The organism is uncultured Sphingobacterium sp., from assembly GCF_964277905.1.
Classification (GTDB): domain Bacteria; phylum Bacteroidota; class Bacteroidia; order Sphingobacteriales; family Sphingobacteriaceae; genus Sphingobacterium; species Sphingobacterium siyangense.
The window spans coordinates 914302-936017 of the sequence record NZ_CAXYKD010000048.1 but is presented as its reverse complement, the minus strand read 5'-3'; the positions used below and the strand labels follow the sequence as shown (position 1 = coordinate 936017).

Annotated in this window: 17 protein-coding genes; 1 reads left to right on the top strand and 16 read right to left on the bottom strand. The window is 36.7% G+C overall.

Annotation, left to right across the window (positions count from 1 at the left end; genetic code table 11):
- The first annotated feature begins 10 nt into the window (after positions 1-10).
- Complete coding sequence (locus tag ACHWSC_RS25770; RefSeq protein WP_394678766.1) at positions 11-595, top strand: restriction endonuclease subunit S; 585 nt, start codon at positions 11-13, stop codon at positions 593-595.
- Here the strand turns inward: ACHWSC_RS25770 and ACHWSC_RS25765 are convergent.
- The 16 genes from ACHWSC_RS25765 to ACHWSC_RS25690 form a co-directional block, all read right to left on the bottom strand.
- The gene (locus ACHWSC_RS25765) at positions 588-1766 is read right to left on the bottom strand and encodes a restriction endonuclease subunit S (protein WP_394678765.1); all 1179 of its coding nucleotides are present in this window, start codon (positions 1764-1766) and stop codon (positions 588-590) included. The two genes, ACHWSC_RS25770 and ACHWSC_RS25765, sit on opposite strands and share 8 nt — an antisense overlap.
- 38 nt (positions 1767-1804) lie before the next feature.
- Positions 1805-3334: a type I restriction-modification system subunit M gene (locus tag ACHWSC_RS25760; RefSeq protein WP_306613580.1), complete on the bottom strand. Its 1530-nt coding sequence runs from the start codon at positions 3332-3334 to the stop codon at positions 1805-1807.
- On the bottom strand, positions 3324-3920 hold the full coding sequence (locus ACHWSC_RS25755; RefSeq protein WP_394678764.1) for a restriction endonuclease subunit S: 597 nt from the start codon (positions 3918-3920) through the stop codon (positions 3324-3326). The genes ACHWSC_RS25760 and ACHWSC_RS25755 overlap by 11 nt, the downstream gene beginning before the upstream one ends.
- 61 nt (positions 3921-3981) lie before the next feature.
- Positions 3982-4410: a hypothetical protein gene (locus ACHWSC_RS25750; protein ID WP_306613584.1), complete on the bottom strand. Its 429-nt coding sequence runs from the start codon at positions 4408-4410 to the stop codon at positions 3982-3984.
- Positions 4391-5590 (bottom strand): cyclic GMP-AMP synthase DncV-like nucleotidyltransferase, encoded by a 1200-nt coding sequence (locus ACHWSC_RS25745; protein WP_394678763.1) that lies wholly within the window; start codon positions 5588-5590, stop codon positions 4391-4393. The genes ACHWSC_RS25750 and ACHWSC_RS25745 overlap by 20 nt, the downstream gene beginning before the upstream one ends.
- Positions 5580-6350 carry a hypothetical protein gene (locus tag ACHWSC_RS25740; protein ID WP_394678762.1) on the bottom strand — a complete coding sequence of 257 codons (771 nt, stop codon included), beginning with the start codon at positions 6348-6350 and terminating at the stop codon, positions 5580-5582. The genes ACHWSC_RS25745 and ACHWSC_RS25740 overlap by 11 nt, the downstream gene beginning before the upstream one ends.
- 578 nt (positions 6351-6928) lie before the next feature.
- Complete coding sequence (locus ACHWSC_RS25735; protein WP_394678761.1) at positions 6929-10585, bottom strand: ATP-dependent RecD-like DNA helicase; 3657 nt, start codon at positions 10583-10585, stop codon at positions 6929-6931.
- A 402-nt stretch (positions 10586-10987) separates the two neighbouring features.
- Entirely contained in the window at positions 10988-12388 is a 1401-nt protein-coding gene (locus ACHWSC_RS25730) for an amidohydrolase family protein (protein ID WP_394678760.1), read from the bottom strand.
- Positions 12389-12811: 423 nt separating this feature from the next.
- A complete protein-coding gene (locus ACHWSC_RS25725; protein ID WP_394678759.1) occupies positions 12812-13891 on the bottom strand; it encodes a hypothetical protein in 1080 nt (359 codons plus the stop codon).
- 164 nt (positions 13892-14055) lie between these two features.
- Positions 14056-15129, bottom strand: coding sequence for a ComEC/Rec2 family competence protein (locus ACHWSC_RS25720; protein ID WP_394678758.1), 1074 nt, complete (start codon positions 15127-15129; stop codon positions 14056-14058).
- Positions 15130-15139: 10 nt separating this feature from the next.
- On the bottom strand, positions 15140-16291 hold the full coding sequence (locus tag ACHWSC_RS25715; RefSeq protein WP_394678757.1) for a hypothetical protein: 1152 nt from the start codon (positions 16289-16291) through the stop codon (positions 15140-15142).
- Positions 16288-17427 (bottom strand): caspase family protein, encoded by a 1140-nt coding sequence (locus tag ACHWSC_RS25710; RefSeq protein ID WP_394678756.1) that lies wholly within the window; start codon positions 17425-17427, stop codon positions 16288-16290. The genes ACHWSC_RS25715 and ACHWSC_RS25710 overlap by 4 nt, the downstream gene beginning before the upstream one ends.
- Positions 17428-17667: 240 nt before the next feature.
- Positions 17668-20319 carry a hypothetical protein gene (locus tag ACHWSC_RS25705; protein WP_394678755.1) on the bottom strand — a complete coding sequence of 884 codons (2652 nt, stop codon included), beginning with the start codon at positions 20317-20319 and terminating at the stop codon, positions 17668-17670.
- Positions 20319-21086 (bottom strand): GLPGLI family protein, encoded by a 768-nt coding sequence (locus tag ACHWSC_RS25700; protein WP_394678754.1) that lies wholly within the window; start codon positions 21084-21086, stop codon positions 20319-20321. Before ACHWSC_RS25700 ends, ACHWSC_RS25705 begins: the two co-directional genes overlap by 1 nt.
- Before the next feature lie 5 nt (positions 21087-21091).
- Entirely contained in the window at positions 21092-21355 is a 264-nt protein-coding gene (locus ACHWSC_RS25695) for a hypothetical protein (protein ID WP_394678753.1), read from the bottom strand.
- Between the two features lie 16 nt (positions 21356-21371).
- Positions 21372-21677, bottom strand: a complete 306-nt coding sequence (locus ACHWSC_RS25690) for a hypothetical protein (RefSeq protein ID WP_100075157.1) — start codon at positions 21675-21677, stop codon at positions 21372-21374.
- Between the last annotated feature and the right edge of the window lie 39 nt (positions 21678-21716).

The following is a 21716-nucleotide window of genomic DNA, read 5'->3' as shown; positions in this document are numbered from 1 at the left end:
TTATAAAAATGTGTGGAAACTGAAGAATTTGGGAGATTTAGGTGCAACCTATAATGGTCTTTCAGGAAAAAACAAAGATAATTTTGGGTTTGGTAAACCGTACATACAATATAAGCAAGTTTTCGATTCTTCAAAAATTGAAATAAAGAATTGTGGATTTGTTGAGATTTTAGAGAATGAAAAACAGAATACTGTTCGTTATGGAGATGTGTTTTTTACTGTATCATCCGAAACTTCTAAAGAAATAGGAATGTCTTCTGTTCTGTTAGAGCATACAAATGAAACTTACCTAAATAGTTTTTGTTTCGGTTATAGACCTTTTTCATTTCAAGTTCTTAATCCGCTATTTTCAAGTTATTTTTTTAGGAGTGAAATTTTCAGAAATGAGATAATCAAACTTGCGCAAGGGAGTACGCGATACAATTTGTCAAAAGTTGAATTAATGAAACTGAATATTTCGCTACCGTGCTTAGATGAGCAGATTACGATTGGTGAATTCCTATCTTTTATCGATGCAAAGATACAAATTGAGAAAAAATTATTAAGGAACTACCAATTGAAAAAACAATATCTGCTGCAGAACTTATTTATATAAATAAGTTCTGCAGCAGATATTGCTTCTTTCGTTGATATACTTTGAGAAGAGCTTTTTCTATATCTAATTTGCTTGACAAGTTGTCCAAAATTAAAATTATATTTTGTTGTTTATGAAGATTGGGAATTTTAATTTCAAATTTCTCCAATGCAGATTTTTGAATATTGGGCAATCCTGAACCTACACGAAGTGCCATAATTTTATTTTCACAGGCTTTCAAAAAGTAATATAAATATTTATTTTTAATACATTTGTCAATGCTGATAAGTGTGTAGCAGTGTCCTCCGCTCCAAAACTCAGTATTGTTAAATTGAACATATCCACAAGAATTCCCCCCTTCACTTATAGAAATGGTCTTGCCTTCTGAATTATATTCAGAATGGTAACCAGATGGTATTATCCCACCATTCATTACATAATAAAGTCCAGTGTTAGATAATGCTGAACTGTTTATCTGATCTCCCTTTTTTATTATACAAATCGATTTTAATGGAAGAACAGAAAATTCAAATTGCTTTAATTCAAACATTTGATAACTTAGTCCTTTAATTAAGGTTTCTAATTGTTCAATTATTTTGTTTTGGGTTTGTATTCGTTGATTTAATAGTACCAATAAATCGGCAATTTTATTTTGTTCAGGAATTTGTGGAAAAAATAGTTCTACCGAACTCAAAGTTTCCTGCCCAACATTATATCTTGTACTACCACCTGACTTAGAGGTTATACTATTTCTGGAAGAGTTAGTTTTTAACAGGTTATTAAAAAAAATAGGATTATAATCACCGATCTTTTTTCCTCTAATTACAAATCCCCCAAATGTCGCTGTTTTATCAATATCTAAATATACATTTGCTGTCCCAACTTCTTCTCTAGTTTCCGAACTTCTTTGAAAGAGGATATCTCCATACTCCACTAGGTACTTCTCATGGGTTGTATTGTCAATATCAACTGACCCTATAATATTATCGTATGTAAGAAATTCATTATTAAGTATATCAGAAACATTAACAAATTTCACACCCTTGCCATATTTTTCCTTTGAAGCATTTATTCCGTTTTTAAATTGTAAAATATCACCCAACTTCTTAGTTTCCCATTCCCCTTCAAATCCTGGAAATCTCAAATTTGGAACATTTCCTATCTTTAATTTCTTTTGTTCGGTCTTTATCATTTAATTGTCTTTATTATAAACATTAAGGATAGTAAAAATTAAAGAGTAAGTCCCAATTCCTGTAAATATCCCTCGATTTCTTTATCCAACTCTGCACGTTGTGCTTCCAAAGACTTTATTTCCTGCATTACAGATTTTATATCGATTTCTTCTTCTTCCTCAAAAGTATCTACATAACGTGGAATGTTCAGGTTAAAATCATTCTCTTTGATCTCATCTAAATTCGCCACATATGCAAATTTGTCTTCCACTACTCCAGTTAGAGCCAATTCATCATGGAATCTCGTAAACACATCAGAAATATGGGCAATATGATCGGAACCAAGAACATTCTGATTTTTACCTGGCACAAATGCCTTACTTGCGTCAATGAACAGCACTTTTTCCCTATTCAACTTCTGTTTATTGAAAATAATGATTGCAGCAGGGATACTGGTACCAAAAAATAAATTGGATGGTAAACCGATAACCGCCTCAATCAAATCTTCCTCCAAAATCTTAGTTCTGATCTTTCCTTCCGCTGCTCCTCTGAAAAGAACACCATGCGGAACCACTACGCCAGCTTTTCCTGAGATGTTTAATGACTCTAACATATGCGAAATGAATGCCCAGTCCCCTTTCGACTTAGGCGGTAAACCTCTCCAAAAACGGTTATATACATCAGTCGACAGTTCCTCTGCTCCCCACTTGTCCAAAGAAAAGGGAGGATTGGCAACAACGGTATCAAAAAGCATTAAGTTATCGCCTTCTTTGTGTTTTGGATTCCTCAATGTATCGCCCCAACGGATAATCGCACTGTCATAACCATGGAGATACATATTCATTACAGCAAGCGCCCAGGTACTACCGTTTGCTTCCTGGCCATACAGGGAAAAATTGTTGTCACCTACTTCGCGTCCCGCCTTGATCAGAAGAGAACCAGAACCACAGGTAGGGTCATAAATACGTGAACCAGGCTTGGATTTGGTCAATTTTGCCAATAAAGTCGATACTTCAGAAGGCGTAAAGAATTCTCCGGCCTTCTTTCCTGAATCTGAGGCAAAATTTGCAATAAGAAACTCATAAGCACCGCCTATCACATCACTGTTTTCCAAATTTGATGAAGAAAGATTAAGCTTATAAAAATCATTTAATAAAGTACGCAGTCTTGTAACCTTGCCTCTTTCGTCCCCGAGATTGGAACTGTTAAAGTCAATACTCCTAAAAATATTCGAACCATCATTACCTCCAAGCTTTTCTCTGTTTGCATCTTCCAATTCTGCCAATGCATGATTTATCATTTCCCCGATTTTTGGGTTGTTCCTATTATCATATAAAAAATAGAAGCTCGATTCATCAGGTACGATAAAGCGTTCTCGCTGGAGCGCTCTCTTTATACGCTCTTCATTGCCCTCATATTTTTTTGCGTACTCTTCCTTTTTCTCATTGTAGACATCAGTTACATATTTTAAAAATAAAATTGTAAGAATATAGTCCTTGTATTGGGACGGATCAATTGTGCCACGAAAAGTATCACAGGCATTCCATACGGTATTATTGATATCTCTTTGACTTACTTTAGAACTCATTTTTTAATTTTTTATAGGTTACTTTATTGATAAAATCCTCCTTAAGAACAATCAGCTCTTTCTGAATGGCGATTTGCTGTTTTTTCAAGGAGTCTAGTGATAAGATTTGATTTTGGGTATGCAAATTAGGTATAATAACTTCCAGTTCACCTAATTCCTGTTTTGTTATAGAAGGCATGGTCTGCGTGACCATCTTTGAATCGAAGACTTTCAGGGTTTCGGGATGACTCAGGTACCAGACCAAAAATTCCGGCAGAACATCATCACGCTGTAAAGTCAATACCAAAAAAGAGGCGCTGGCTATCGTATGAGAATACTCATTGTCAAATAGCGCAGCAAAAAAGCGTCTGCCTTTCGAATTAAACAAGATCTCGTTCTTCACAAGGAAATTTTTTTCTATCGAAGGTTTGAACAGTACGTTCGCCTCAAGGTTTGGTCTTAAAACTCCCTGATCATTATAATCCGAAGTACCGATCATCCTAACAAAAGCATCGGTTAATTTCTCTTCATCATTATTCACAGTTTTTGGAACTACCATTCCAGACCTGATGCTAACAATTTCTGACAATTTAAACTTATTGTTCATTTTATTTTTTTTTTAACAGGTTCTCAATCCCGAAAGGATAGAGAACCTGAAAATTTTATTATCAAATATTATGGGGATATTCAGGACCCAACCAGGTCTTATACACCACATATTTTTCGTAGTAATAAACCCACTCGGATATCCAAGGTATCACCTCGACCAAATCAAGATAAGCTCGACCTTTTAAATCCATTATAGGATGATAAAGACATAACGAACCGTCACCATTAAAATGTGTGTCGGCACACTTTCTTAATTTTTTGGTCTCAACCCTCACGCGTTCAAACCTACCAGGGAAAAACGGAGAATACAAGATAGTAAAATGATATGTTTTACCATTTTCTTCCAAAGTACCCCTTCCTTCCAGTACCCTGCCCTTCAGCTCAAAAGTGAGCCAGTCAAAAGCTGCTTCACAAGCTAGTTTGGTTTTGAACAGAAAGCCAACCCAGTATTTCCGGGCTTTTTCACTATCACTCAGCATAAAATCCATGACTCCCATTTTTAACACCTGATGACACATTGATTTTACCCGAAGAGTTCGTATATGCAGTTCCCGACAATAACGCCGCTAATCTTGAATTTCCAGCAACACGTTCTTCAAGCTGAACAATAGTCTGTATATTCTCCTTATAAAAACCGGCCCCAAATAAGTCGGTATAATTACTCTCAGTTGTAGAGTAATTGATGAACGCATTCAACTTTTTCTCAAAACTCTCCACAAAATTAACAAAACTACTGTAATGTCTATCCTTCCATGAGTCAGTAAAATTTTCTCTCTTACTTTTGTCCTCATGATTGTCAACCGGATTGTATACTGTAAATTTTATCCCATGGTATTTATAGTCATCAGCCAGCTTTTTCATCTGAACCATTGCATTTCTCAGCGAATCCTGTATAGAAAGATTACCTTGGTGACATTGAGCCAGAAGTGTTGTCAATACTATACTTGAGATAGCTGGACTGGTATATTTATCTTTATTAAGATAAAACAAATCTCTATATCTTTTGACAATCTGTACAGTACGCTGTAAAGGAGTCTTAAAATAAAGATGGGTAGGCAAATCCTCCGTTTCGATTTTAGCCTCCAAAAGGAGGCCATATCTTTCCTGGAGCAAAAAACTCCCGTTATTTCTTTCAGAGATTTCCTTAAACCACTCAGCATAACCCTTTGGGTCTGTTCTTGACCAAAATTTTCTATATTCATTTTCCGCAATCATCAACCGGGTATTATTGCTGGCTATTATGCATCCCGGCAGAACATCCATATGAAAGTCACTGTTATAGTTTATCCTTACACAACGGTTTTTTTTCTGTAAAAGTGCACGATAGGTTCCATTATTACTCAATACACGATAAAGCTCATCGTAAATTTCCGAAGGACTGTGATTATGGTAAGAATCCTCAATATGAAGGACAATATCCAAATCAAACTCCTTTCCAGAAAGAGGTTTTATCGTTGTACCTATCAGTAATGAACCTTGAGCATATACACTGATTGTATAGCCCTTAAAAAAATTCACGTCTCTGGAGAGAACGTCATTAACGGCCTTATACGCAGATTCCATCTGATTTTTGCGTGTTTCATCCAGCTCCAGGTTTGAAGCTATAATTGCTAGAAGTTCATCCTTTTTAAACTCCTGCTCTGTATATTTATGTAAGTTATTTTTCATTGATTAAGTATTTTGTATGTTCTCCAATTCTAGCAATCTGTTCTTCATTTTCCATCACTAGTAATCTTTCGATTTCAGTGACATCAACCAGCATGTACTCGTCTCCCTCATTTCTAGCTCTGTCCAGAAGCTGCTTCAGCTCCTGCGACTGCTCTGCTGTTGGATGAAATTCCACGATGTCATAGATTAGCACCTCATAGCATTGATGAAATGTACTGTAGTTAAAGACTTTCATGACCTTAGAAACCTTTTCAAGGGATTTCTTACGAAAGATTTCAGCATCCAGAATACCTGTATCAATAAGTTCCTCCTCAAACTCCCGCTCAAAAGTGTACTCTCTACCTACAGCAGATTCAAACCATTTGATAACATCCAACGTATATTTTCCCTGTACACGGAATCTCAGGTCATTCAGACTGACGTCGTCAGTTCTTATTCCTTTATTGGAGGAATCTTCCTTATAACCCCATTCTCTAAATTCAGAGAAACCGTTTACTTTTTTGTACACGCCACCGACGGGCTGTAACTGGTTCTTAATTCTATGACCACGAACCAGAAGGAATTTTGAAGTTCCAGGAATTTTAATTCTGATTAGATAACTGATTGAAAAACGGACATCCTGATTTCTGATTTTGGTAAAATTGGATATTCCATAGGTATATAATTGGTTTAGGTTACCAAGCAACGATTCTGTTGCTTTTTTAACAATAACCTTCCCCGCAGCCATACCAAGAGCCGCTAAAACTGTTTTTACTGCCATTAGCTTATGTTTAAAATTTAAAAAAAATGCTTAATGGAGTGCCATAATCAATGAAAACTTGCATATCAACAAAAATATACATAGCTTTGTAGTGGAATTAATGACTACTTCACTCCAAATCATATATGAGGTGACCAGCCTCGTGTTTGTATTGTAAGCTCAATACAGGATTTGTAAGTCAACATTAAAAATTTATAAAAACCATCTCTACGCCAATAGATTTGGTTTTTTCTATTTTATAATCACATTACAAAGGTATAAATTTATTTTTAAAAAACAAATAAAATTACCAGTACAAAGATTACTAAAAACATAACAAGCTTATTTTCAATTCATTGTATTTAAGAATAATTTCACATTTTTTTTTGCAACTTCACAACATCTCAATCGACAGCTTATCCCATGGCACTTAGCATCGCTAAACGCCCGACCAAGTTCGTAAGCTGAAGGTACAGCATACATGTTCAAAGCGATTTCGAAAAAGCATATGTAGTAAATGATTTTTATTGATAAGTCAGATAGTTTACAATGTAAAATTGATGCTATAAATCTCTACTGACATCGTCTTTTTCCTTTCATTATATTAGTTCCAAAATTTTGTCAATAATATCAGCAATAGCAAGAGAATCAATCCCGCCTTTTTCATTTTCGGTCGTTGTAAAGAGATTATCTCCTATTTTATATCCATTATTCTCATAAAAGGCCAATTTCTTTTCCCAGTCGGCCTTATAACTTGGTAAGGACATCATACCGAGGTGCTCCAAAAAGATAGTATCACCAGCAGCATCAATAAAGGTAAAATCAGGAATTCTTTTTTGGTCATTTTTACCGATGAACTCTCGTTCATATTCAAACTCAACTCCTTTTTCCACGAGCATGTTGGCGATTATAACCTCCGATTTGCTTCGGACAAGAAGCCCTTCTTTCTTGGTTTTATGAATTAAACCTTCCGCATAAGGAACAGTATTATGCTGATCACGGACTGCATAGGAAAACAAATGGGTATTCCTTTTAGCAGTTTCAGAATATTGTGGTTTGGATAAATTAATTATCCAATGTGGACTATCACCTTCAATGAGCAATATAAGCTGCTTTTTGGCCCTGGTCAGCGCTGTATAGATAAGCTCCCTTGAAATGATCCTTCCCGTTTTAGGGATTACAAGGAATACATAATCAAAGTCGCTTCCCTGACTTTTATGTACAGTAATAGCATATGCCAGTTCTATATTACCAGAATCGCCTTCAGCCTGTCCCTGAGATTTATATCCGAATGTCAGATTATTATCCTGACCTGCAAACATGACATTAGCAAATCCCTTAGTGATATCACGTACAAGTCCAAGCTGGCCATTGGAAATCTGACATGTAATGCCTCCTGGAAATCCGTCTTTCTTCTCGTTAACAGTCTGTATTACCTTATCATATAAACCAATTCTATAATCACCTATTGAAACAGCCCCCTTAAGCCCAGTCCGGAATTGTTGCTGAAAAACTCTGTTCAGGTTGAACGCCCCCCAATACGGCGATTTGACAGGACTCAATAGCTGAAACCCCTCAATTTTTTTAGTATCTATCCTTGTACCCTGTACTCCTAAAAACTTATTTAAAGTCTGAAAGTCCCGCTCATCAGTAAGACCAAGCTTATCGATCAACTGTGTGTTCATGGACTCTATCAGCGACTGCTCGTCTGCCCATGTTGCTATACATAGATCGTTGAGCAACAGGTTATCCCCCAATTTCTGAAATACGCTATCTGCGTCTTTCGAAGGTTTGATCCCTGAATACCACGAGGCGAGCGTCAGAGAATCCGAATTAGCACCATCGACATTACGTACGACTTCTTTCAGCCTTGCCAATGCTGAAATAGCATCTCCATCTGCACTCTCGGGAGTGAGATTATCAAGAAAGGTACAGAAATCCGCAAACGGCCGACCAGCACCTATCGGAGGAAGCTGATATGGATCACCCACGAGTATAATACGTTTAATATGTCCGAGGTCCAGTGCCTGTAACAATGAATAAAGGTCATCTTCTGTCAGCATGGAAGATTCGTCAATAATCACATTTTGTTCTGCCTTATATTTTTGGGGGGAGTGAAATATAGGTTTCATCCTATCCCAATCAAAGCGTTTTTGCTTACTTAGGAACTGTGCGATGGTATAAGCCTCCCCACCTGCCATTTTACCCAATTTTACCCTAGCTTTGCCGGTAGGTGCCAAAAGCAAAATCCCCTCACTTGTAAGAGTTTTACATCCGAATAATGCCCCTAAAACAGTAGTTTTACCAGTTCCTGCAGGTCCATGCAAAACTGATATTTTCCGCTCGGTTAACTGCCTGAGTGCGGTAACCTGGTCAGCAAGGGCGGCAGCATGCTTGGAATTCGAAGGATCAAAGGTGATCCCATTATTGGCAATGGCAGTTTTAATCAGACTTTCCCATTCTTCAGCGATGCCTTCCAGTCCCCTCTTGGCCCGGGCCAATAATATCTTTCGGAAATAGGATTCTATTTCTCCGTATTTCTTAAGTTGTAAAGCAATCTGGTCCCCTGATCTTACAGAAGGAATCTGTTCATTTATGAATGCAATATTTGCGAAAATATAATTTGCAGGTAAAACGGTTGCTCGCTGAAAATTAAGCGTATTGATCGTTTCTGTTATTTCATTTATAGAAAGTAAAGTATCACCATTTTCCGCTGCACGTTTTAAAACATCGGTAATGATCGCTCGAATCCTCCGTTGATCTAGAGGTGAATCAACTAACTGTGGTTTTTCAGGAACAAACTCTCCCTGAATAGCCCTATCCATGTACAAGCCATTATCTATAGTTTCAACGGCAATTGGGTAATATTCCTGATTTCCTTCATCCAATTCCGCAATACGGTAAGGATTTATTAATATCTCAGCATCAGTGATCTTGTACCCGAGCTTCTGGCGTTGGTTGCTGTCAAACCAATTTTTGATCTGTTTTTCTCTCAGTTCAAATCGGGACAGAAGCATCAGCAGCTCTTTACGTTCAGTGCTTTCATTTAACCAAATGTCACGAAAATACTGTAAGTCTGCGACATATAATCTTTGTCCCATACTAATCTTACCAAACAGAACGTCCTCCCATGCGTCCCAGGGATTGTCTTTAACTCCCAAATGTCCGTTATTGCGGAGATCCTCTTCCAACGAATATCCAAATTGGAAACCAAGAGCCAGCAGGGCATCTGCAAAAGAGGGAAAGGGCCCCATGTTTTCCTTTACCTTACCTATCTGACGGTCGATCCAAGTCAAATGATGCTCATAAACATCTTTAACGATGCCATGCTCTCTAATCCGTTCAATGATACTCCTCAATTTTCCAAGTATCAATAGTATTGAGCTATCATTCACATGCGCTGTACCGTATGCAAAATCATCGATAACTTCCTGTCTACTGGCAGTCTCCTGAAGAGTAAGCTTTATTTCGTTCAGTAAATCATGTTTTGTTTTTACGCCCTCTTTGGTATTGATCTGAAAATTGTCGGGCAAGGCAAGATACTCATGATAAGGCAATAAAAGGCCCTCGCTACTTAGGTCGTTAGCGCGGATGCCATGACCGATCAACCTGTCCCACAATGGGTAGGTATAATCCGCTGACGATTCATATTCTAAAATATTTGATTTGTTCCAAATACTTCCAATACCCACAATGATTCTACGGCTGTTCTCGTCTACCGGATTAGCTCCTTTAGCATAGAAAACCACCAGTGAATGGTTTTCTTTGATATATCCATAAAATTTGTTTAAAAGTGCCTCCTGAGTTGCACTTGAATACACCCATGAAGATGGAAAGGGAGGATTTTCATCTACAGGTATATCAGGATACTGTTCCCTGATTTCGTGTTGGTTCTTACGGAGCATCCACCAAAACGGAACCGCAAAACTACTATATGGAGGCACCTCAATGCTTGTAGGCAATAAAGCCAAGTGGGGTATATTTCTCTTGTTTGGCTTATTGTAAGGATGGTTAAACAGACGTTTATAACTACGGCTGCTCATAAAGCCTCCGCCCTCACCTTTACATGGTGGTAACTGATGCTGTTCTAAATCAGCCCAGTGCTGACCTGCCAGATCATCCTCTACTTCATCGTCTTTTTCTGCGTAAATGCGGGGGAGATTAAGGCAAAATGAATTTTGTGATGGTTTTTGGCAGATTGTTCCGTTCCATTTGCTATCATGCCATGTTACTCTGATGGATAAATGTTTAATCATTTGATGGTTAATTCTTTTTATTAAAGGCTTACCGCAATTTAATAAATTTTTATCCTTTTTAATAAGTCGCTCAGGTATTGTTGTATATTTTATTAACATTGCGAAATGTAACAGTAATAACTGCTTAATACATTACTATAAAGTGCTGATATTTTAACTTTTGCTGACCAAATAATTATAAAATTCATGTCTGTCACTCCGCTCCATTATAGATAACTAGATCTTGTTTTATATCTAAAATGATATGCGCATTTCCCCAACAGCAAGGAGACCCTGTCACAATCTAATATTCAGCAACATCAACAATCAGCTTCCGTTCAGATTCGGTGTTTCGAAGAAATTGATTGATAACCGAGTAGTTTTAATTCTGCTGGTAATTGTTTAAATTTTTGATAACTTTTGCTAAAGGTTTTGCATTAATTTTGATATCCGGTCTTTATAGACCTGATCGTCTGAAGATAGAAACTTAGTTCTAAAAAGCTCCTGTCCCAAAGTCTCAGTTGAATATGCTTTTATCAAACTATCCATTTTTTTGATCGCATTTTCAAGATTAAAATTGAGGTTCGCATTGATACTGATCGCCTTATCTTTAGAAAATTGACCCTCATTATCAGGAAATTTCTGGTAATCAACCTTCATATTTATAAACACTATGGTGTCCCCATAAATAATACGACCATTGATCATAAAAAATTTAATCTTTTCATCATCACTTTGTAAAAAATCTCCAAGTACATTTTCAAGATTATTTGTTTTATAAACGAATAGATCAGCAAATGCACCTTCTTGGATAACAGAATACTTTAAATTCCCCAGTGCTTTGGCAGCATTGGTGGTAGACATATCAAAAATCTGTTTGTCTGAACATGCTCTGTTAAAATAGTCACAGTAATACCTGGCGAATTTCATCTCATCTAGCATATGCTTACTTCCACTTGGTGTCCAATCGGTTCCAAGACAAACATTGATATTTTCATCCAACAGTTTTTCTATAGGTAAAGTATCATTATACAGCAACAAGTTGGATACAGGGGACCATACAATACTGATATTATTATCTTTTAAAAAGCTTATAGTATCACTGTCTTCATAATCAATTCCATTGGCGTGCACTAAGATCAAATTCGACTCTCGTAGATATTGACTTTTCACTTTTTGTTTTAATTCGTGGAATAGTTGTTTGCATTCATTTAACGAATACTTGTTCTTGGTGGCATTATACAAGTTTCCTGATTTACCTTCGCAAATATGCGCAATCGTCGAATAGTAATTCGCATTATTTTGATTAACTGAATTTATATAATTGTCAAGTTTCCCTTGTTTTTCAGGAGACCAATTTGAAGTATCAGCGACAGGTGTCCCATCCGGTCTGATTTTTGGGTTATAGAAATCAACCACAGGAAACACTTTCAGTGACTTATTAATTCCCATATCTTCCGAATTTCCGGTATTCCGAATAAGAAAATGTTTCATTTCTGGATCTTCTTCATCAAGGCTCAAAGTCTGAAGCAGAAGTCCTGTTCCTCCACAGACAGCCTGAATTTCCGAAAGAATTGCATGAATTCTTTCAACTTCGGTTATTGCACGGAACATATAAAATTCACGATAAGAACTGTTACTCTCATAATATAGCAATGAAGCTAATTTTGTTGCTGGAATAAAATCGGCAATAAAGCTTTCCAACAGTGCAGGCTTACTGGCCCACTCTTTTTTAATGAAGTTTGTAAAATCTTTGATTTCTGCTTCGTACTGTGGAGAATTTCTCCATTGATGCCTGTTGACCAAATATGGGGAGAGTTCCATAATGGTAATACATTATAACCGATGTGTGTATGAAGATTTATAAAAGAAGGAAAAATAACCTCATTATCCTCAAGTTCGATGATAAAACTATCTGGAAGTAGATCAATGTCAGATTTCCCTTCGATAATTTTTATGATTGTGCCGTTGTCAATAAATAAACTCTTGACTGAACATTGATCGGTAATCGAGTCATAAACCCTACCGATCAGACAGATCGGTTTTGTAGAATTGATTCTCATGATTTTTAGTTTTTTAGGTTAGTGCAATAAATATATAAAATAATGCAAATAGTTATGATATTCAAACTATAAAAAATATTACAAATTGATTCATTATCAGCACATTTGAAATGGTTTACTTCGGTTTAGATGTGATTTTAAATAGTTCTACGAACAAATCGGTAACGCAAGACGCTTTCTCTTCCTATGTTATTTTTACAATAATTTTGTTTTCGGTTGTTAAGGCTATATATGGTTTCTCCATTATAATAGCTCTTACACTTTCTCTTTCATACTGATCTTTACCTAACCACAAAAGATTATTGACATTTTTTAAATCGTTTCTGTCAACTGATAATATTTCGGGATTTAATTTATTTATATAGAGATCAAGAACTTTCGAGTCAACAGCTATTCCATAATCAAAGTCAATCCTCAGCCTTATCTCATCCTTAAAATCATTAAAGTCTTTCCAGCTATCATTCAATAATGTATCTTGGATAGCGTACGCCGTAGATGTGAAATTTGAAGTCGAATCATTTTTTCGCTTTAATACCTCAAGTAGTCCACTTTCACGTTCTTTATTAACAAGTGAAGACAAAGTTTTAACCAAGTCTTTCACGTCCCCTGTAAATCTTCCAACACCTATTAAATCAGGGCTGGCACTCCACACTTCATAAGCTTTTTCCGAGACAAATTGTTTTCCGAGCTGTAGATCCCCTGTTGGGATAAATTTGTCTTTTAATGTGTCCCAGCCTTCTAATGAAATATTAAAATATTCAACAGAATAAGGAAAATCCAAGTCATAATTTGGAAGAAATAGATTTAATTCAGTCAATCCACCAATATAGTCATCCCAAGCACAAAGCCATAGAATCCTTGAATTTGCCTGTATATAGTTTTCATTTATTCTACCTATGGCTTTTGATTCAATTTCATGCAATACGGAAAGTAAATCATCAATTCTTTCTTCCGCGAACAGAATATTTGTATTATATAAAGGATCATGTTTCAGACTGTTATAAAATTCTCTCAAAAGGTGCATCTTATCAGTTGAAGCAACAGAAATTCCCAATAGTTTCAATCCCTCAATCAGATTGTAAAAATTCCAATTGTTATTATTATTTTCGTAAACTGCATCTTTCAAAAATTTCTCGATTTCTCCTCCTATATTTTTGATATAGATGGCATAATCATCCTGTGTATGGGTAACTCCCATAATAATGGCAAGCCTCCTTTTAATTTCTGAAACTTTATCTAAAACTGCTGCTATTTTTGTTTTCATTGATATCTAAATAGAATTTTTCTAGATCAAAATATAGAATACTCCCTCGATCTTGAATGAATAAAATCTCCTGTTAAAAACAAATTATTATTCTTTTACTAACAAGATTAATTGAAATCAATATCTGAATCTCTATATCCTTGATCAATATTATAACTTAAACATTATAATAGAGGAATTATCAAACCTTCCCCTTCAGGATATGTAGTTCTATAACCATATTGCATTTTCAAAATCTCATCATCCCAACATTCATTATCTTTTGTGCGGTAATTGAACAGTAATTCTGTCCCCTCTCCGCTTTGCTTAATGACCCTGGCAACTGTAACTTTAGCTGGATGATGACTGATGCTTCCATTTGTACTTATTGCAAATTTCTTACAGTCGATTTTTTCCAAAAGCTCGGGACTTGTATTATTAGCGCTTGCATGGTGACTAACCTTTATCAGATCTAATGGGATTTTATCAGAAGATAGCTGATTCAGTGCTCTTAGTAGAACACTTGGAAAGGCATCAGCAGCACATAAAACCCGCTTTCCCTGAAATTCGGCTAAAAAAGCAATACTGCTACCATTGGCAGCTGCCCTATCCTCTTCAAATTTTTCTCTGAAAAGTTTTTCTATGTCAGGGAGGCCCTCTCCAAACTGTTCAAGGTCGGCACTAAGATCTTCAGGTTCCTCGAGTATTTCGAGACCGAAGCCAGGATCAAGATTTGCTTTTCTTAATTCTTTTATCCAAACAGGTTTCAAAGCTTCCAGATTTTCAGGAGTCGGAGAAAGTAATGTAATTTTCAACCCTTTTTCAAGCTGGATTACCGGAGGTTGTAATTCTGTTTGGTGTAGAACTGCCGTATTACCAAAATGTGTATTCCAGTTAATCCCGTGCTTGATAATAGCAGCACTGAGTTTCTCACCATGAACCGCCCCAAATATTTCAAAAAGATCATTTCCAGGTAAATGATTCCACCCATTGAACCAGATTGTTCCGATAGTAAAATCAAGTTGATCAGCTTGCAGCAAACTCAATATACCTTCAATGTGGTCTCTATCAATGTGTGTAACAACCAAAAGTTCTATGTGCTTTTGCCCCGGCATTGCATCTATTAGACGCCGGATTTCATTTTTAGTCCCCCCTGTTCCTCCATCAATGAGGACAATTGAGGGATTCTCAGCGTCCCCATATTCTATCCATAAACTGTCACCATATCGTGCTGGGAGTAGGTTTATATTAAATATCATGATTTAATTATTAGTAGTAATTAAAGCCATTAGCAATATTTCTTAGAAGATCTGACTCCCCGACTAAAGTTGTATATTCCTTATTTAGATCTGCTGACTCCATATATCTTTTAACTTTTTTTAGAGCCATCCCAACTTCATAGTTGTCACTATGTAAATGATCATCGAGTAAACTCAAACCTTCGTAGAGTAAACGTAAGCCCTCTGTAAAAAGTGGAATACCACGTTGCACAGCCTCCAATAGTCTATTCTGAATCAGAGGAATATTTAGATTTTTACTTTTTATCATTTGCCAGGCGTGAATAATAGGTCCATCAGGTAACCAAGGGAACCAATCTGCCAAGTTATTAGGCCAGTCATGCAAAAATCCCAGTTGACCTGTTGAGAGCAAAAAATATCCACCAATTGCAGCAGCGATAGAATCTCTCCTTTTTTCACGCAGCAGAAATTCCGCCTGCTGTATTTCGTAAAGACTTTCAGCTTTATCAGAATCCCCTTTGTTCATTAAATAAAGAAGCGTCTGAGCACTTTTATTGGGAAGACCTATAGTAATTTTTAAGTTTGTTACAATATCAGCAGAGTTTCTTGCTAAAGTTAATTCATATTCTGGAGGTAGACAGACAAAAACAGATTTTCCAAAAGCTACATGTAGTTCACAAATATGCATTCTATCCCTTTGCGAAATTATAGTGCTTTCCATTTCCAGAAATTTTGGAAAAAACCGATCATTTGAATACATTTTTAATATTCCTTCCTCATAAATCCAATCTATCATTACAATTTCTCTTCTGTACTTCTTTTTTAAATTGTATACAAAAGTTCTATAGTAATTCGGATTATCAGCTGAAAAATTAAAAACTTCACGATACACCCGCTTATCACGAATATCAAATTCAATAGAAATTTCTTCTTGGGGCAAAACTCTAACAATCTGTTCTACTTCCTTGGCTGAGGCAACTTTTAACTTTACTATATAAAAGCCTGCCGTTAAGAAATCACTCCAAGTTTCAGTTAACATCCAAAAAGAGCGTTCAGTATTTAAATTAGCAGATAAGATCTGTACATTTTTCGGAAGAGATCCCTCATTAAAATTACGGGCAACTTCTTCCCCAGTTATTACATTCAGAGTAAGCTTTCCTAAATTATTGACACTATCGCTCATTGTTCACATTTTAGGGTTCTAGCTCCAGCAGGAGGCATGAAACTTTCGAAGATATTCTTATTTTCATACTGCCCGTTAGGAAAATCTGCTTTAAGTTCGTAAATACCAGGTTTTATATGGACTTTCCAGGGATCAACATTTGGTAGCCTATGATTTTTTTCTTTGGACTCGACTGAAAAATAAGATAGATGAGCCAAATTATGAGCCTCTTCAGGGCTGCAGTCTATAACTACATCTATATTGGGAGCTTCAGTAAAACGTAAAATATCTGTAGATTTACCTATCCTGTTGCTGCATCGTTGGTCAGTAAATATTTGTTCAGATACCATTTCTAAAAGATCATCCATTTTAGTTGCCAAACTAGCCAGTGTAATGGTCCATTCATCTTGTTTTTTTTTAAGCACGCCCCCCTCCAATGCCTTTATTAATGCTTTAGTATAAAATGAAACATCATTTATCTCACCATATGCTCCTTCGTTATGAGCCGCAGCTTTTTGCGTAAGGTTAAAACGGCAGTCTGTAGCATTAAAGTGCTGCGGGATCAAGGTGTAAAGGGGAACTTCTGTCAATAACATATCCGCGGTAAAAAGTCTACAAGCATCTATAAAAAACAGCTGTGTACTAGCTTGACACCTAAAAAAGCCAAGCCTGGTCTTATCAAATGCAAAACTTCCGCTCCAGGGCTGTACTGGATTCTTTCCAAAATCTTCTGTCAGCAGAATATGTTCTGCCTTATCCACACCGTGACCGCAGAAAAAGAAAAGCGTGACATTATCAGCACTAGAATCACATCTTTCCAACCATGAATTAAAAGAATCAGTAATATTTTCCATATCCGCTCTTCCGACTTCTTCACCTGCGATTATGAAAGGATCTGCACCCACAGGGGATATCAAGATTTCAACACTGCCCAAAGGTTTGATCCAGGCATCCTGATTATGCAAATTAATTATGGTATCATATAGGGCTTTGGCAGATAAGGGTGGTGAGGTCAATTGTCCAAGTTTCTTTGCGCAATCAAGAGTTTGCTTCTTTTCCTCGGTACCACCCTTTATATATGGATACCCACCAACACCAATAATAAATACGTGTGTTTGCGGTATATTTCCGTTTACGTCATTAAATAAAAGGGACATAAAATATGGTTATAGCTTTTGGAGTTTAAATATAGTGATTTTTCAATAAGATTATATGGACAAAAAATACTTTAGGATAATTATTTGACGTGAACAACATTTTTGAAAAGATTTTCAAGTGGGTCATTCAAATCCTATAATTAATATAATACGGATCATATAAAATTTCCATTTGATTATTTTTAAATAAAACCACTCCTGCAATCAGTAAGCGAAGTTTCGATCGATAAGCCGGTCGAGTTAAAAATTCTTATTGATACCAAAAACGATATGGAAAGGTATCAGCTTCTGAGTGTACAGGCTCTCACTGATATTATCGATAGAGTACTTTGTGATGCTATTGGAATTCAGCAAATTGTTCCCCTGCAGATAAATATCGCTATTGTATTTTTTCCACGTATAATTAAGCTTAATGTCCCAAAAATGAGTTGGATCCTGACCGGTGTTCCCAAATTTATAATATTCCATCGACGACTCGATCCTGAACATTGAATTTACCTTAAAATATACATTCGCGAAGGCTTTCTGATCCTGATAATTGTTTGAGTTTACATCCGAGACAATCTTATTAAAGGCGATCTCATAACCAAGTTCATAGTTGAAAAATCCCATAAAACCTGATTTCATCTCGAAACCTGTTTTGAGGTTAGAAAACCGTGATTTGATCAGTGGCCCGCTATTGATGCGGTTTTCATATTCCGAATCCGAATAAGAACCTAAAAGACTTATTCTGGTCTTGATCAAATTTAGGTATTTGCGAAGTTCCAGGTTAGCGGCAAACGTTCTGTTATTCTTAACAAGGATCGCCTGACTGAACGTAAAAGTTGGATTCACGATCATATTATTTGAGAGGTAGCTGTCATTTTTTGCAAAATTAGCATTGAAGGACAGATATTGCGAGCTGATCTGCCCAATGTTATAGCTCAAGTTAAAGCTGTAGCTTGGTAGCACTGTAAACCCTACCTCACTCTTGTTAAAATTCCTGTTTCCCTGATAAATGTATCCGGTATAGACATCATTGATGCTTACTGTTGAAAATTTTCTGGATGCGCTTAAACTGATATTTCCGGTCCTGCTGTTTTCATACCCAATATTGACGGTCGGAAACAGATGAAATCCTGCTGTATGCTCGTCTCGGAGATCGGAGTAAATAAACTGCCCCAGCATCGTAGCGCCATAACGCCATTTTTTGCTTTTCCGCAGGTATTTTCCCTGGGCAAACAGGTTATTCTGTTCAAGCGACACATCATTGCTAAAACCCCGTTCATCGTAATTAACCTTATTGCCGTCCGTATCAAAAAGTGAAAGATCTGAAGATAACCGGTTCCTCCGGTATTCATTTCCGGCCTGAATATCAACCGATTCCTTTTCCGAATATTTTTTAAGATAAGAAACTTTAACTCCACCAAAATTCATTTTTGAGCTAATGGTCTGCCGGGATTTTCTGACGTCCGGATTACCGGTGACTTTTTGGAATACATCATTATCATCAGTAAAATCATAAGGCCTATCCTGAAAAATATATCTTGCAACAGCAACTACAGCTTTGGAAGAGTCAATTTTCTTGGTATAGACGAATTTATTCTCACTAGACAAAAGCCTGTTGGTTCCCATCTGGTTATTCAGCTGCTCATTGAAGACAAAAATATTATCGTTGTTTTCTCTCAGGGATGATGTTTTACTGTAAAACTGCAAATTCGAATTATTCCTGAATTCCTTTGAAATTTCCAGTTTTCCGACCAGATTCGTGTTGTTCTGTTTCCAGGTCTTATCCTCCACGTTTGCGAAATTTTGTCCCGCATAGTTGAACCGGTAAAAACTGGAGATGTAATTTCTATTCTCGATGTCGTTGAATACGGTGATGAATTTAATTTTCCAGTCATTCTTGAAGTTGTAGATATAATTCAGTGAACCCAGTTTATCATTGTTGAAATTGGTACGCTTATCCTGAAAAATGCTGTTTTTTTGATGAAGATTCACAACTGATAGTATGCCCACGTTCGTCCCCACATTCTCAACCTCATTCTCCGAAGCCGGATCTATCAGGTATTCAACGCCTTTCATTTCGTTCAGTCCGAGATTGTTCGCATTAAGAAGAAAATAGACCTTTCGTCTCTTGGTGAAATTCATCACGTTGACCTTCCCCTGTCTCATGTCCTCTTTGTAACTTGTCGAAGCAAGCAATAAATTTCCGAACCATTTTCCCTTCGCATCTTCCTTTAATGTTAGATTAAGGGCAATACGGTTTGTATTTTCGATGTTTTTTAACAGTTTATTCTTGGAGTAGTTCTCCAGCACCTGAACTTTTTCAAGGGGTTTGGAAGGCATATTCTGTGTAAGGGTCTGATAACCTTTTTCAAAGAGGTCATCATTTTCTATCATGACCCGCTCAACCTCCCTGTTCCTGAATTTTATTTTCCCGTCACTTTCAACCGTGATGCCAGGAAGTTTTTTTAGCAGTTCTTCCACATTGCGTTCTGTTCCACTGGAGAAACTCTGCACATTATATTCTGTCGTATCTTTTTTTTGCCTGATCGGTGTGTTTCTGGTAATGACAACTTCTTTGATTTCCTTGACTTTATCCCTGCTAAGTTCGATAGCGTTAAGATCAATAACCGAATTCTTTTTGATGAACGAGATAGGAATATTTTTCTTTTCATGCCCCGACGCGGTAACCTGCACGTTAAAGCTGCCATACTGATCCGTATTTAACGAAAAGCTTCCGTCCTTATTGCTAAAGACGAAAGCTATGATATTATCATGTATATCCGTAAGAATGATACTGGCTCTAAGAAGCGGCTGCTTACTATCTGAAAGTACAGTTCCTGCAATCTTCGTTTGCGCGGAGATCTTAAAAATTAGTATAAAGAATAATAAACATAAATATTTCATTAAGGCTTCTTGGTGTCAGGTTCCCATTCAAAGTGGGTTTCCATTGACATCGCTCTGATGTTGGGCACTTCGTACTCGGTTCCTGCTGGCAATGCAGCGATAGATTTATTCATATCGTCCTGCAAGATAACATTTTCCAATTCTATCATTTTTTTAAACGGCATGATGGGGTCAGTCGTTTTTTTCTCAAAAATTGCTAGAATTTTAGGTGGAAACTTATCCTGCGAATTTAATGAAATTGTTTTTGCAGTACCTCTTATAAAACCATCTTTATCCTGAAATTCCAAGATAACACCAGGTAGCCCCTTAAGTTTCCAAGGAAACACTTCGACATTTAGATCCTTGGTGAACCATACCGTATATTCTCTTCCCCTAAAATTGGCGGTGGCCAAAAAGGCTTTGTAACCGAGAATATCCTTTGATTCCTTCGTGATCTTCCAGTCAAGGTTCTTCAGCTTTTCGGAAGCTAATCTCGGGAGCGGCTGCTTTTCATTTTTCGGAACCATGTACACCCGCTGGTAGAGATTTTCACTGGAAAGATCATAGTCATATACATGATACGGATTAATTGATGTAAAGTCAGTTTCTATTAATTTTTTATAACTGACAGACGGATCGCTGGCAAAGAAAAAATAGGAGTTTTTTTGATCACTTATGACAAATGATTTTAAATTACTCATATGGGCAAAAGTATAATCGTACTCCACGATAATCTTATCCTGAGCGTCAGCATATCCAAAAATGGTCAGCAATAAAAAAATTAACACGTTTTTTAAGGCCATAGATCAATATAAGGATGTAATTGATGAACATAGGTCGTTGTGGTAGAACCCTCAAGTTGTCCAGATGCGCACGGAGCCGAGACTCTCGGTCCCACAGAAGAACTGATGTAGTTCCCCTGATGGTCCTCATATTGTGTAACTGTCTGCGTGAAACAGCCAGCAAGCTTCTTTACGTTAACTTTTTCCACTCCGGGAGCCGCATATGTTAAACCACTAAAACCTAGAACGGTCGCTGTTAAAATGATTCTTTTCATATTTTTTTATTTTAGATTATGGACAGCTTGTCGCTTGGTTAGGATCTGAACCTGGGTTCCATCCACCCTCTGTTCTAACTTCGTAATAAGTGGAGGTTGAACCTTCCGCCTGTCCCTGTCGGCAATTGACAGTATATTTTGGACTAGCCGAAGAATATAGATACTGTCCGCAGGTATTTTCAACGTTTACAATAACTTGGGCGTAGCAGTTTCCTTTGAAACACTGGTCCTGATCAAGATCCTTTTCGATCTCAATGGTGTTGGCAAGAGCAAACGATGATGATCCTGCAATTAGGAATAAACCTAAAATGAGTTTTTTCATAAGATAAGATTTTTGTTGTTTATTGGTAATTGTACATAT

Bases quoted from the DNA above. Each gene is read 5' to 3' on its own strand.
- ACHWSC_RS25765 (WP_394678765.1), bottom strand. From the start codon at position 1,766: ATGATAAAGACCGAACAAAAGAAATTAAAGATAGGAAATGTTCCAAAT.
- ACHWSC_RS25760 (WP_306613580.1), bottom strand. From the start codon at position 3,334: ATGAGTTCTAAAGTAAGTCAAAGAGATATCAATAATACCGTATGGAAT.
- ACHWSC_RS25755 (WP_394678764.1), bottom strand. From the start codon at position 3,920: ATGAACAATAAGTTTAAATTGTCAGAAATTGTTAGCATCAGGTCTGGA.
- ACHWSC_RS25750 (WP_306613584.1), bottom strand. From the start codon at position 4,410: ATGGATTTTATGCTGAGTGATAGTGAAAAAGCCCGGAAATACTGGGTT.
- ACHWSC_RS25745 (WP_394678763.1), bottom strand. From the start codon at position 5,590: ATGAAAAATAACTTACATAAATATACAGAGCAGGAGTTTAAAAAGGAT.
- ACHWSC_RS25740 (WP_394678762.1), bottom strand. From the start codon at position 6,350: ATGGCAGTAAAAACAGTTTTAGCGGCTCTTGGTATGGCTGCGGGGAAG.
- ACHWSC_RS25735 (WP_394678761.1), bottom strand. From the start codon at position 10,585: ATGATTAAACATTTATCCATCAGAGTAACATGGCATGATAGCAAATGG.
- ACHWSC_RS25730 (WP_394678760.1), bottom strand. From the start codon at position 12,388: ATGGAACTCTCCCCATATTTGGTCAACAGGCATCAATGGAGAAATTCT.
- ACHWSC_RS25725 (WP_394678759.1), bottom strand. From the start codon at position 13,891: ATGAAAACAAAAATAGCAGCAGTTTTAGATAAAGTTTCAGAAATTAAA.
- ACHWSC_RS25720 (WP_394678758.1), bottom strand. From the start codon at position 15,129: ATGATATTTAATATAAACCTACTCCCAGCACGATATGGTGACAGTTTA.
- ACHWSC_RS25715 (WP_394678757.1), bottom strand. From the start codon at position 16,291: ATGAGCGATAGTGTCAATAATTTAGGAAAGCTTACTCTGAATGTAATA.
- ACHWSC_RS25710 (WP_394678756.1), bottom strand. From the start codon at position 17,427: ATGTCCCTTTTATTTAATGACGTAAACGGAAATATACCGCAAACACAC.
- ACHWSC_RS25705 (WP_394678755.1), bottom strand. From the start codon at position 20,319: ATGAAATATTTATGTTTATTATTCTTTATACTAATTTTTAAGATCTCC.
- ACHWSC_RS25695 (WP_394678753.1), bottom strand. From the start codon at position 21,355: ATGAAAAGAATCATTTTAACAGCGACCGTTCTAGGTTTTAGTGGTTTA.
- ACHWSC_RS25690 (WP_100075157.1), bottom strand. From the start codon at position 21,677: ATGAAAAAACTCATTTTAGGTTTATTCCTAATTGCAGGATCATCATCG.